Origin of the sequence: Pseudalkalibacillus sp. JSM 102089 (assembly GCF_041366475.1) — a bacterium.
In the GTDB taxonomy this organism is placed as follows: domain Bacteria; phylum Bacillota; class Bacilli; order Bacillales; family Guptibacillaceae; genus Guptibacillus; species Guptibacillus hwajinpoensis_B.
In genome coordinates, this window is sequence record NZ_JBEWYW010000005.1 from 57,006 (window position 1) to 70,607 (window position 13,602).

10 protein-coding genes are annotated in these 13,602 nt (G+C 39.6%); 6 read left to right on the forward strand and 4 right to left on the reverse strand.

Going from position 1 to position 13,602, the window contains the following annotated elements; all coding sequences use genetic code 11:
• Positions 1-24: 24 nt before the first annotated feature.
• From ABVF21_RS12750 to ABVF21_RS12775, 6 genes are all read left to right on the forward strand, one after another.
• Positions 25-1,419, forward strand: a complete 1,395-nt coding sequence (locus ABVF21_RS12750; protein ID WP_371018313.1) for a cytochrome ubiquinol oxidase subunit I — start codon at positions 25-27, stop codon at positions 1,417-1,419.
• A complete protein-coding gene (gene cydB, locus ABVF21_RS12755; RefSeq protein WP_371018314.1) occupies positions 1,416-2,429 on the forward strand; it encodes a cytochrome d ubiquinol oxidase subunit II in 1,014 nt (337 codons plus the stop codon). Before ABVF21_RS12750 ends, cydB begins: the two co-directional genes overlap by 4 nt.
• Positions 2,429-4,144, forward strand: a complete 1,716-nt coding sequence (gene cydD / locus ABVF21_RS12760) for a thiol reductant ABC exporter subunit CydD (RefSeq protein ID WP_371018315.1) — start codon at positions 2,429-2,431, stop codon at positions 4,142-4,144. Before cydB ends, cydD begins: the two co-directional genes overlap by 1 nt.
• On the forward strand, positions 4,144-5,898 hold the full coding sequence (gene cydC, locus ABVF21_RS12765) for a thiol reductant ABC exporter subunit CydC (RefSeq protein WP_371018316.1): 1,755 nt from the start codon (positions 4,144-4,146) through the stop codon (positions 5,896-5,898). Before cydD ends, cydC begins: the two co-directional genes overlap by 1 nt.
• 313 nt (positions 5,899-6,211) lie before the next feature.
• The gene (locus tag ABVF21_RS12770; protein WP_303535378.1) at positions 6,212-7,135 is read left to right on the forward strand and encodes a peptidoglycan-binding protein; all 924 of its coding nucleotides are present in this window, start codon (positions 6,212-6,214) and stop codon (positions 7,133-7,135) included.
• A 182-nt stretch (positions 7,136-7,317) separates the two neighbouring features.
• Positions 7,318-7,959: a YczE/YyaS/YitT family protein gene (locus tag ABVF21_RS12775; RefSeq protein ID WP_303535377.1), complete on the forward strand. Its 642-nt coding sequence runs from the start codon at positions 7,318-7,320 to the stop codon at positions 7,957-7,959.
• A gap of 79 nt (positions 7,960-8,038) precedes the next feature.
• On the opposite strand, the gene ABVF21_RS12780 is transcribed toward ABVF21_RS12775, so the two are convergent.
• From ABVF21_RS12780 to proB, 4 genes are all read right to left on the reverse strand, one after another.
• Positions 8,039-9,376, reverse strand: a complete 1,338-nt coding sequence (locus tag ABVF21_RS12780; RefSeq protein WP_303535376.1) for a DUF2252 domain-containing protein — start codon at positions 9,374-9,376, stop codon at positions 8,039-8,041.
• Positions 9,377-9,636: 260 nt separating this feature from the next.
• A complete protein-coding gene (locus ABVF21_RS12785) occupies positions 9,637-10,746 on the reverse strand; it encodes an NADH:flavin oxidoreductase (RefSeq protein ID WP_371018317.1) in 1,110 nt (369 codons plus the stop codon).
• Between the two features lie 153 nt (positions 10,747-10,899).
• Positions 10,900-12,165, reverse strand: coding sequence for a glutamate-5-semialdehyde dehydrogenase (locus ABVF21_RS12790; protein ID WP_371018318.1), 1,266 nt, complete (start codon positions 12,163-12,165; stop codon positions 10,900-10,902).
• A 172-nt stretch (positions 12,166-12,337) separates the two neighbouring features.
• Positions 12,338-13,480 carry a glutamate 5-kinase gene (proB, locus tag ABVF21_RS12795; RefSeq protein WP_194219151.1) on the reverse strand — a complete coding sequence of 381 codons (1,143 nt, stop codon included), beginning with the start codon at positions 13,478-13,480 and terminating at the stop codon, positions 12,338-12,340.
• Between the last annotated feature and the right edge of the window lie 122 nt (positions 13,481-13,602).

The following is a 13,602-nucleotide window of genomic DNA, read 5'->3' on the forward strand; positions in this document are numbered from 1 at the left end:
AGAGAGGATTGAGGGGAATTTAGTATGAGTGAACTATTTTTAGCAAGACTACAATTCGGATCAACAACGATTTTTCACTTTTTGTTTGTTCCGTTGTCTATTGGGCTTGTCTTTCTAGTGGCGGTCATGGAGACGTTATACGTTGTGAAAGGAGAAGAAGTGTATAAACGGATGGCAAAGTTTTGGGGACACTTGTTTCTCATTAACTTTGCTGTTGGGGTAGTGACGGGGATTATCCAGGAATTTCAGTTTGGGATGAACTGGTCTGAGTATTCTCGATTTGTTGGAGATGTGTTTGGAGCTCCCCTTGCGATTGAAGCGTTGCTGGCCTTCTTTATGGAATCAACGTTTATTGGTTTATGGATTTTTGGATGGGAGCGGTTATCGAAGAAACTTCATTTAATGTGTATTTGGCTCGTCTCACTCGGAACGTTGATGTCAGCGTTGTGGATTTTAGCAGCGAATTCATTTATGCAGGAACCAGTAGGTTTTGTGATTCGAAACGGAAGAGCAGAGATGAATGATTTCTTCGCACTCCTTACGAACCCCCAGCTATTCGTCGAATTTCCACACGTAATCTTTGGTGCACTTGCAACCGGTTCTTTTTTTATTGGAGGCGTGAGTGCGTATAAAATTCTCCGTAAACAGGAAGTCGAATTTTTTAGAAAGTCATTTAACATTGCCATGATTGTCGCATTTGTTTCAGGTATGGGTGTTGCGTTTAGTGGCCATGCACAGGCGAAGCATTTAATGGAATCACAGCCAATGAAGATGGCGGCTAGTGAAGCGCTATGGGAAGACAGTGGAGATCCAGCAGCCTGGACGGCTTTCGCGTTGGTTGACTCCAAAAATCAAGAAAATTCATTTGAAATCAACATACCTTATGCACTCAGTTACCTTGCTTATGAAGAATTTAGTGGTGAAGTACCGGGTATGAAGACCTTGCAAAAAGAATATGAAGAAAAATACGGAGAGGGGAATTATATTCCTCCAGTTAAAACGACTTTCTGGAGCTTTCGCATTATGGTGGGTGCTGGAATGCTAATGATTTTCACTTCATTCCTCGGGTTGTTACTAAATTTCTACAAAAAGCTTGAGGGTAGCCAATTTTACTTAAAAGGAATGGTATGGCTCATTTCGTTTCCATTTATTGCGAACTCAGCTGGATGGATTATGACGGAAATCGGACGTCAACCGTGGACGGTATTTGGGTTGATGACGACTTCTGCGTCTGTCTCTCCAAACGTATCAAAGGCGTCATTGCTTTTCTCATTCCTATCGTTTACTGCGATTTATACGATTCTCGCTATCTTACTCGTTTACTTATTCGTTCGTGAAATTAAAAAGGGATCAGAACATACTGCTCATGAGGACAAAGAAGTGGCAGTTGATCCGTTTGATCAGGGGGCCTATTTATGATCGCACTTAATGAACTGTGGTTTATACTCGTTGCTGTTTTGTTTGTTGGGTTTTTCTTTCTCGAAGGGTTTGACTTCGGTGTGGGTATGGCCAGTCGTTTCCTCGGAAGAAATGAGCTAGAGCGGCGAATAATGGTGAACACGATTGGACCATTCTGGGATGCGAATGAAGTATGGTTATTAACAGGAGGAGGCGCCATCTTTGCGGCGTTTCCACATTGGTATGCAACGATGTTCAGCGGTTATTATATACCGTTTGTGTTTGTCCTTCTTGCGCTTATCGGCCGTGGAGTTGCCTTTGAATTTCGTGGAAAGGTGGATACCCCTAAGTGGATCAAGTCATGGGACTGGGTTGTATTCGTTGGAAGTATCATGCCGCCATTTCTGTTTGGGGTTCTTTTTACAAGTATTTTAAGGGGAATGCCAATTGATGAACAAATGAATATCCATGCGGGTTTCAGTGATTATGTCAATGTATACACGGTATTGGGTGGGATAACAGTGACCATGCTTTGTTTCTTACATGGACTTGTCTTTCTCACTCTGAAAACTATTGGGGATCTTCAGAAGCGTGCGCGAGAATTAGCGAGCAAAGTGATTTATGGTGTACTGGCTTCATTAGTTGCTTTTGTTGGACTTTCTTATTTCGAAACAGATTTATTCAGCAATCGCGGTGTTGTAAGTGTAACGCTTATTGCACTGATAGTACTCAGTTATTTTTTGGCGATCGTATTTTTGAAAAAGCAGCGTGATGGGTGGGCATTTGGAATGACTGGCGCAGGGATCGCATTAACGATTTCCACCATATTTACAGCGTTATTCCCACGCGTAATGATTAGCTCAATCGATGCCGCTTATAATTTAACCGTTTATAATGCTTCTTCTGGAAACTATTCATTAAAGGTGATGACCATCGTGGCGCTCACGCTACTTCCATTTGTCCTTGGTTATCAAATCTGGAGCTATTATGTTTTCAGGAAGCGTGTAGATGGTAAGGATATGGTTTACTAATGGGGAAAATTCTATTTCAATTAAATAACATCAAAAAGGTGTTGTTTATCCTAACACTATTAACCGTTATTCAAGGGACCATGATTATCCTGCAGGCGAAATGGCTTGCAAAAGCAGTTACAAGTCTCTTTGATGGAGAAGCACTGCAACGAATTTTATTCGTTGTGTCGCTCTTTCTCGCTGCTTTTATCATCAGGCATCTTGTTAAGGTGATTATGACCAAAGTAATCGATCGTTATGCTGCTCAAACGGCTGCTTCTTTAAAGAAAGATGCCATTGCAAAATTGTTTGCGTTAGGTCCACGCTATGCAGCGAAATGGGGAACTGGCAACCTTGTTACGTTATTAATTGACGGGGCAAAACAATTCCGTCTTTATTTAGAGTTATTTATTCCTAAATTAACGGCCATGCTTATTGTCGCTCCGCTTGTTCTTATCTATATTTGGACTCTTGATGTGACATCAGCTATTACTTTAAGTCTCACTCTACCAATATTGATTGGCTTTCTGATCTTACTTGGATTAGCTGCGAAGAAGAAGGCGGATAAGCAGTGGAGCACACATCGTATTTTATCCAATCATTTTGTTGATTCCCTTCGTGGACTTGAAACGTTGAAGTATCTTGGATTAAGTGGAAAACACGCCAGAAGCATTCAAGAAGTGAGTGAGAAGTATCGAAAATCGACGATGAGTACGCTGCGAGTAGCTTTTCTCTCTTCGTTTGCTCTCGACTTTTTTACAATGTTAGGAATCGCTACAGTAGCTGTATTTCTTGGATTGCGCCTTGTAGAAGGAGAGATATCTTTAATGCCCGCTCTTACGATTTCAATTCTTTCTCCTGAATTTTTTCTTCCAGTTCGTGAACTAGGAAATGATTATCATGCAACGTTGGATGGACAAGAAGCAGGAAGAAGGTTATTGGATTTGATGCAAACACCAGGTTTTAAAGAAGAGAATGGAGCGATTCCTTATTGGTCTGATAAAGATCTTTTAACGATTCAAAATCTTTCCGTAGATTATGGAAATGAAAGAAATGCTATTCAAAACGTCTCTTTTTCAGTAAAAGGAAAGCAGAAAATAGGGATCATTGGAGAAAGTGGTTCTGGTAAATCGACCTTGATTGACATATTGGGAGGATTTCTTGAAGGAAGTGAGGGGTCTATTGAGATAAATGGGGAGGAATTGAACCATCTAAAGCATGATGAATGGCAGAAGCAGTTATTCTATATCCCGCAGCACCCTCATCTTTTTCATGATACTTTAGCAAATAATATCCGTTTCTATAATCAAAATGCTTCATTAGAAGCGGTCGAACGCGCAGCAGAGGCAGCTGGTTTGAGGAAAGTCCTTGATCATCTTCCTAATGGTTTAAACGAAAAGATCGGGGAGGGCGGAAGAGAATTAAGTGGTGGTCAGGCTCAGAGAATTGCGTTAGCTCGCGCATTTCTTGAAGATCGCTCCATTCTACTTCTAGATGAGCCAACAGCCCAGCTTGATGTTGAAACAGAATACGAGATAAAGAAAAAGATCCTTCCCTTATTAGAAGATAAACTTGTTTTCATGGCCACGCACCGTCTGCATTGGATGAGAGAGATGGATCTGATTCTTATGCTTGAAAAGGGTAAAGTGGTTGAGTTTGGTACTCATGAAGATCTCATGTCTAGAAGAGGTAGCTACTATCAAATGGTGTGTTTGCAAATAGAGGGGGTCTCATAATGGAGAAAAAAGGATGGATCCTTCCCTATTTAAAAGAGAATGCAAAGCTCTTCTCGCTTGTCATTCTGCTTGGTTTAGTCACAGCTATCTCAGCAGCCTTTCTTATGTTTACATCCGGATTTCTCATTTCTAAAGCTGCCACTAGACCGGAAAACCTTCTATTAATCTATGTGCCAATTGTTGCGGTAAGGACATTTGGTATATTGCGTGCTGTTTCAAGGTATAGTGAGAAGTTGCTAGGTCACCATATTATTCTAAAGATTCTTTCACATATGCGCTCTCGATTATACGAAACCATTGAGCCGAGAGTTTTAAAAGAAGGAGGCAGTATAAAAACAGGAGATCTCCTTGGTGTGATGGCCGAGGACATTGAATATTTACAAGATGCTTACGTAAAGACGATCTTCCCTTCTGTGATCGCTATCTTTTTATATGCAGTCGCGATAGGAATGCTTGGGACTTTCTCCTGGGTATTTGCGGGATTAATGGCCATCTATGGCTTTATTCTCGTCTTTCTCTTTCCTTTAGTGTCCTTATTAGTTACCCGTAAAAATGTAGCAATGCTAAAAAGTCGTCGTAGCTCTCAATACAGCACGCTAACAGATGGTGTGGTTGGAATTGGAGACTGGGTCTTTAGCGGTCACCAGAAAACGTTTATTGAAAATGTGGAAAAGGATGATGCGGAGATTTATAGGGAAGAGAGACGGCGGTCTGCTTTTGTTTCTTATCGAAATTTTGCTGCTCAGTGTGTGGTTGCAATCATTGTTTTATCTATGCTTGTTTGGACAGGTAATCAGAGTATGGATGGACAGATTTCCCATACGCTAATTGCCGCATTTGTTCTTATTCTCTTTCCATTAACAGAGGCCTTTCTTCCACTCTCTGATGCTGTGAGTGAACTTCCAGGATATGAAGATTCGATTAATCGATTGAAAGGATTGTCATTGGAGAAGTCTTCTGAGGAAGAATATGATGATATGAGCGTTTGGAAGAACAGTCATCTTAACTTTGATAAGGTTAGTTATCAAACGAAAGAAGGGCAATTGATACTTAAAAATATCAATCTAGAAATACCTCAGGGAACAAAGCTTGCTATTCTTGGTCCGAGTGGTTCTGGTAAAACGAGTCTTCTTAAGCTTATGAAAGGAATCTATTCTCCTTCTGAAGGTAGTGTGTCTATAAACGGTTTAGAGACAGCTCTGTCTAATGGGAATAAACAACAGTTAAGTGTACTTAATCAACAGCCTTATCTTTTTGATACATCGGTATTGAATAATCTTCGACTCGGGAAGCCATCTGCTACAGATGAAGAGGTATATGAAGCGGCGAAAAGCGTCCAACTTCATGATTTTATTGTTGCATTACCTGAAGGTTATCAAACTTCTATGGAAGAAGCGGGAACGAGATTCTCGGGAGGAGAGCGTCAAAGAATTGCGCTAGCTCGTATTTTGTTGCAAGAAGCACCGATCGTCCTCCTGGATGAACCTACTGTTGCTCTTGATCCTCGAACGGAACAGGAATTACTCTCTACTATTTTTCAAGTTCTTGAGGGAAAAACCGTTGTTTGGGTTACACACCACCTTGTTGGAATGAAAAGAATGGACCAAATTCTGTTCATGGATGAAGGTGAAATTGTAATGGAAGGAAAGCATGATGAGCTGCTCGTGTCGAGTGACCGCTACAGAAGGCTTTATGAATTAGATACGCCATTTCAAGTAAAGAAAGTTAATAATGAAATGAAAATAATAGGATAAAAGACCTTGTGAAGGGAATGCAATAGCATATTTGAAAAGAATTCATTTAATTTTGTTCTTTTTGAAGAACCTAAAAAAGGGGTTTTTACTAGTTTGTTGACATAATTGTCATAATCACATAACGTAAATAGGTATTAAGTACTATATTGTGCAAAGTTTATAAAAACCGTATTAATCTGTCATATTTATGTAACTGACTTGTTATTGGACTAAAATCACTGTGTTATATTTGCCTGTTATCATGTGGAACATGGGTGATTGAGAGATAAACAAACCAACACCAATATTAAAAACTCTCAGGAGGAATGTATACATGGTAGCTCGTAAAAACATTGTAAGAAACGTGGTTACATCCACAGCACTAGCTGGAATGATGTTTGCTAGTCCAGTAGTTTCAGAAGCGGCACTAGGAGATCAAACACTTTCTTATGGTGAAAAACACGGCGACGTTGTCGAGTTACAGGATGTACTGTCTGCCAAGGGGTATTTCAACTATGATGAATCTACAGGATACTACGGATCTATTACTGAAGGTGCTGTAAAGCAATTCCAAAAAGAGCACGGTCTTTCAGTTGATGGTATCGCAGGTCCAAATACATTTTCAGCAATGCAAAGCGTAAATAATGGACAAGCTATGCGTACGCTCGTTCAAGGTGATCACGGTCACCAGGTACAAGCACTACAAGAAGAGCTTGGCGGTTATTATAACTATACAGTAGACGGAATTTATGGTCCTATCACTGAACAAGCAGTTCGTGCGTTCCAAGCTGACAATGGTCTATCAGTAGATGGTATTGCAGGTAAGAACACGTGGTCTGTACTAAACGGTGGTAGTGCTCCAGCACCGAAAGAAACAGCTAATAAAGAAGCAGTACAAACATCTACTACTTCTAATTCCACGCCTGCAAAAGAATCAAACACTGAAAGTAAGTCTTCACAGGCAAGTGGACAAGAAATTCAGATGGAAGCAACAGCTTACACTGCTTTCTGTACAGGATGCTCTGGTGTAACAGCAACTGGTATTGATTTGAGAGCTAATCCAAATCAAAAAGTGATCGCTGTTGACCCTGATGTAATCCCACTAGGTTCTAAAGTATATGTAGAAGGTTACGGAGAAGCAGTTGCTGGTGATACTGGCGGCGCAATCCAAGGTAATCGAGTTGATCTATTCATGGCCGACCAACAAGATGCACTAGACTTTGGTCGTAAAACAGTTACTGTAACGGTAATGGACTAATTAAATAAAAGATGACTGCCTGGTTAAAAAATCAGGCAGTTTTTTTATCCTTAATGAAAGATACATAAAATAGAAGATGATCTTCAACTTTATAACCTAGTTTCCCGAGTGGTTTTTATGTTTTCTTTCTTATGATATAGTTTCAAAGGTTTGAAATTGTATTGTTTGAGAGGGGCTTTTCAATGCGAAATAAAATCATTCGGTGGAGTTTCTTTTTCGTAGGTCTCGCTGTTCTTGGTCTAGGGATTGCAATGACCATTAAGGGGAAAACATTTGGAATTGGTCCCTGGGATGTTTTTCACTATGGATTATTTAAGCAGTTTGGATTAACGATCGGAAGCTGGTCTATCCTAACTGGCTTTATTATACTAAGCTTCACTTCACTTTATACAAGGTCACTTCCGAAAGTGGGAGCCTTTCTAAATATGCTGTTACTGGGATTATTTATTGATTTCTTCTTATATGTTTTACCAGATCCTGAAACATTGCTGGCACAAGCCGTCATATTCATTGTCGGTGTTGTTGTGCTAGGTTACGGTATTGGTTTATATGTAACGTCTGGTCTCGGTGCTGGACCCCGCGATGGTATTATGTTACTCATTGTTGAAAAGACAGGTTGGCGCATTGATTGGGTTAGAAATGGTATCGAAATTACTGTGTTACTCCTCGGTTGGATGCTGGGAGGACCAGTTGGTATTGGCAGTATTATCATTGCTTTTATGCTTGGTAAGATCATTCAATTTGCGCTACCTCAGTGTAAAGCGTTACTAACAGCCATATTGCATTATCAACATCCTGTGTCATCTAATGAATCCTCTTATTGAGCTGATCAATGATTCAAAAAGATCAAAGAACAATAATCATAACAAAAAAGCCTACCAATAATATTTGGTAGGCTTTTTTCTATTCATTTTTCTCTTTAAGCCATTCTTTGAAAATAGTAAAATCTTTTTTTACGCGATTCTGATAAAAAGAGGCCCAGTGGTTCACTTCATTACGAAGATTTTCCCAAGTATCGATAACATTAAGGATTTCTGTTTCGCTATGATATGTTAAGTAGTGGTGATCGATATCAGAATCAGCACGTGCATGAATTTTGGCAGAAATCTTTGCCATCGTTGTAACAGTTTGTTTAAATTCAGGATAGTTTCGAATATGATCTGGTTCAATTTCAGCTGAGTAAGGTGATTTTTCTCGTACATAGAATTCTTTATCGTTTATCGTGATATAACCAAGGTGCGGATCTTGCTTATGATGCATCGCTTTTTGGGTCTTAATTACGCGTAACCCTTCATGTTTATTTGTATCCCAGAATGCTTGATCGTATGGAAAGAAATAAGCAGGAATAGGAGTACGAGCTTCTTTTGCTTCAAGGATAAGGTCAGTCATATGATCTTCCGTGTTAACACCTTGTACCAGAATAAGATAACGTTTAAGTCCAGTAGAGCCCACTCCTGCTCCAACAATCTCTACCATATCTTTTATTTCATAATGTCTCAGATTATTGTCCACTTCATCTTTTAAAGTGGTGGTATAGGAGCTCCATGCTGTTATGATTAAATTTTTCTCCGAATCTTCAAGTTCATTTACTTTATCCTTCTTACGGATAAATTGACGATTTCCATCGTTATTAATAAATGTTTGTTTCTCAAGTGCATCAGTAGAGGAGTGGGTTTCTAATTCTACTAATGTGCCCTTGATCGGACCTTCTGTATTTTGCTGGGTAAATTGAAGTTCAACTGGATTTACGTTTGCTTCTTCGAACTGTTGAAGTTGCTTTACGTAATTTTCTATATAGACACTAACCAAATTATCTTGATCTTCTTCTGAATAACCCAGATCTTCAGCATACAAACGTATACTTACAGCCATTCTGAGTAAATCGTACAAATAAGAACCTAGGTATCCTTCATCAAAATCATCTACATCAAAGACGTTTTCACCATCTTCATTTCGAAAAGCACTAAAGTTATCGAAATGAAGATCTCCCATTAACCAGGTAGGTTTATCACTTGGGGTGTGATAATGAAATGGAATTTGTGTTACATCATAGTAGTACAAATAGGCGCTGCCACGAAAGAAACTAAAAGGATTTTCGCTCATTTTTTGATATTTCGTTTTGCGCTCTCCTTTTGTAAGGTTCATCAATGTTGAATCAAATTGCTCAATAATCATTTGCAATGTTTGTTTCCGAAGGTAGCTTCTTGTGTTTTTAATGTGCTCTGTAGAAATGGATGACATGCTGCTTCCTCCTTAGTTTTGTTATATGCCCAGTGTACTTGAAGAAAAGATACGAGCAAAATAAAAGGTATTATAGTAGGGACCAGTTAGTTTAGTTAAGAAAGAACTTTGAATGACAAAGACTATGAAATGGAGAATCAAAGGCAAAAAAATGATTTCAATGATTTATATAATATGGTTGGTATCGATAGTCTGAGAGGTATTAATGGAAAAATGAAAAAAATCCCTCTCCACCAATTTGGAGAGGGAGGACTATAGAGTTAATTTCTGATGATCTCTTCTTTCAATTCATGTTCTTTAATATAAGCAAGCGGAAGAAGAGTACTTTCGAAATCGAATGGTTTTAACTCTTTTCCGGTTGAAAGACGGTTTGGATAGTCAGGGTTTGCGAGAGCGCTAGTACCAAGGCTAACAAAATCACCTTCTTTGCTTCCGATAAGGTTACTTGCTTTATCTGGATCACCTAATTGTCCATTTGCGATCACTGGAATGGAACTGAAGGCTTTCGCTGCCGCAGCTAACGTTTTCGTTCCCTCTCCAAATGCAGATAGAGTTGCATCAGGTTCTGTGACGTGGATGTAATCAAGCTCTTTTTCTAGAATGGAGAAAATGGTTTTGGCAGATTTTTCGCCTTCAGGCCATTTATAAGCCGGGTCAGCAACTTTGATTTGAGATAAACGAATGCCAACTGTAAAGACTTCTCCTACTTCATTTCGAACATCTTCAATCACTTCAACTAGAAGTTTCAGCCTGTTTTTAAGTGATCCACCATATTCATCGTTTCGATGGTTTAAATAGTCTGTTAAGAATTGGTCAAGAAGATATCCGTTGGCTCCGTGAATTTCAACACCATCAAATCCAGCTTCTTTTGCATGACGGGCAGCACTGATAAAGGAGTGTCTCACTTCCTTAATATCGTCGATCGAAAGAGGTGTTGGTGTATCAAAGTGACCTGATCCTCCATAAAAGCCAAGCTGTTCTCCTTTGGGAGGAATATTAGAAGGAGCAACAGTTACATCATAATATTCATTCCCTTGACTTTGTCCACCTGCATGCATCAGTTGGGCAATAATTGGAGTCCCGAACTCGTGAACGGCAGAAGTGATATTTCTCCACGTCTCAATGTGGTTTTTATTTGTTAACCCAGGCTGGTTAACATATCCCTGGCTATATCTTTCATCCGTATAGATGCCTTCAGTGATGATAGCACCAAAACCTCCTTTTGCAAAACGCTTATAATAATCCCGCATTGTTGTTGTTGCGCTTCCGTCATTTGTTGCCGTTATTCTTGTCATTGGAGCGACGATAAAGCGATTTTTTAATGAAATCTTTCCTAGCATTTCTGAAGTATATAAGTTTTCATATGTCATGATTATCATCCTCTCTTCTATCGTGTGTATGGAGCTATTATAAGGGGAAGCTTAAGATTACACGAAAGTTATGCTCAGTATAGTAGAATCTTCAATGGCTACTACTTCATAGAAAAAACCACCCTTTTCTTTAAAGGGTGGTCTAGAGTACGTTTATCTGATTTGTCCAGTACCTGTCATGCAATATTTAATCGTTGTTAAAGCAGGGAGACCCATAGGTCCTCTGGCATGTAGCTTTTGGGTGGAAATACCGATTTCCGCACCAAAGCCTAGAGCAGAGCCGTCTGTAAAGCGAGTAGATGCATTGTGATAAACTGCTGCTGCATCTACAAGACTGCGGAATAGGGATGCAGATTTGGCATCTTCTGTAATAATCGCTTCAGAATGCTTCGTGCCATACTTTTCAATATGATCAATTGCCTCTTCAGTGTTTTCGACTGTTTTGATTGCAATTTCGAGACCAAGGTATTCGTTACTCCAGTCATCTTCATCAGCAAGTACAGCATCTTTAAACGTATTTACGATATGCTCATCACCATGAACTTTAATGTTATGATCAGCTAGTGATTTTTCAAGAACGTTCAGATTTTCTTCAAGCCATTTCTTGTGAACGATTAGTGTTTCAACTGCATTACATACAGCTGGCCGATCTGTTTTGGCATTAATCAAGATGTTTATTGCCTTCTCAGCTTCAGCTGACTGATCAAAATAAATATGACAGTTACCTACGCCTGTCTCTAGTACTGGGACAGTTGCATTGTTCACGACTGTATTAATTAGGGCGCCGCCTCCACGGGGAATTAGAACATCAATGTGTTCTTTCATCGTAAAGAGTTGACTCGTTGCTTCGCGATCAGTTGTAGCGATTAGTTGAACCGCGTCTACAGGGATTTTTGTTTTTGGAAGTGCTTCATGAATCACGCGAACAATTCCTTTGTTGGAATTAAGAGCGTTAGAACCACCTTTGAGGACGATAGCGTTTCCTGATTTAAGTGCAAGACCCGTCGCATCGACGGTTACATTTGGACGTGCTTCATAAATCATACCAATAACGCCGAGCGGGACGCGGACTTGTTCGACTTGCATGCCGTTATCAAGTGACCAATCAGAAATGACTTCTCCAACCGGATCTTCTAGCTCGGCCACTTCGCGAAGACCATTAGCAAAGTCTGCTACGCGTTCTTTAGATAAGCTTAAACGATCCATAAACGCTTCTGTAAATCCTTTATCTTTACCGCGCTCAAGGTCTTTCTTGTTTTCATTTAGGATATAATCTGTTTCTTTTTCGAGCTCATCAGCAATAATCAATAGTGCCTGATTTTTTTCCTCAGTTGTAAGCAAGGAGAGGGCTTTGGAAGCCACCTGTGCTTGCTTTGCTTGTTCTTTTACATTTACTTTAATCGGATCTAGAGTAGTCATCAAACGCCTCCTATATTTTTTTCTTCTATTTTATCTCATACGTATTGGGCAGTAAAACGCTAATCTTAAAATATAGGTTCATCTAAATGACAAGATTAGAATTAACTGACCCTAAAGCTTTAATGAAGATCGATGAAGGGGGAAAAACCCCTTACAATCATCGTTCTTTTTATTATGAACCGAGTGGAATAGCTAACTGATCGTGATAAACAAAATCATTAATATGAACGGCTTCTTTCACTGAAATATCGATAAGCTCAGATATTTCTTCAGTTGGAAGTCCTTTAATCATTTTCAAATGCTTGGAAGAATAGTTTGTAACACCAAGACCTATTTCTTCACCATCCATGTCCGTCAGTTTCACAACTGCCCCTGGCTTAAAGTGCCCGTGTACATAATGAACGCCTACAGGTTGAAGACTGCGTTCATGTTCAGAAATCTCAGAGCTTGCTTTATCAGTCACGATGACTTCACCTTCAGGACCTGAATTGAAGGCTATCCATTGTTTCTTGTTATCAAGCTCGGTTTGACCTTCTGGGGTAAAGTAAGTTCCAGTTGCTGTTTGATGCACAGCATTATAAATAATTCCTTTAGTTGTTGCGTTTCCAAGGAAAGAAGGTGTACCTGATGCCATAGCAATCTTAACTGCATCAATTTTCGATCTCATGCCACCAGTACCGACAGAGCTACCAGGTTCTCCGGCAGATTCTTCGATTTCTGGAGTAATTTCAGTTACGTGCTCTAACAGTTTAGCATCTGGGTTCTTTCTCGGATCTTCACTATACAGTCCATCTATATCAGAAAGAATAATAAGCTGATCGGCACTCACAAGTGCAGCGACTTTAGCTGAAAGGGTATCATTATCTCCGAATTTTAGACGTTCAACTGTTACAGTATCATTCTCATTAACAATTGGAACGATTCCACGTTCTAAAAGTACATTAATAGTGTTTCTTGCGTTGTTGTATCTTTTCCGATCAGAAAAGTCACTGCGCGTAATCAGAATTTGTGAAGCAGTGTAGCCGTGAGATATGAAACGTTCTGAGTAAGCTTCCATTAACAGTCCCTGACCGATTGATGCAGCGGCCTGTTTTTCTGAAAGTGATGTTGGACGTTCTAAGCATCCTAGTCTGCGATATCCAGCAGCTACTGCGCCAGAAGATACAAGAAGTACTTCATGTCCTTCATCTTTAAGCATTACAATGTCATCTACTAGTCGTTCAAGTTTTCTTCGGCTAATGTCTCCGAGTCTGCTCGTTAAAGAGCTGCTTCCGATTTTAATTACGATTCGTTTCTTTTCGTCGTTTAGATTCATTATTTCACTCCTATATAACTTGCCGTTAAATGTGTGATTGCTTTAATCAATTGACTCTATGAGTATAACAAACGCTTATGTGCTGACAACAAGACTTGCCCAAATAGTCCGAATAAGTGGAG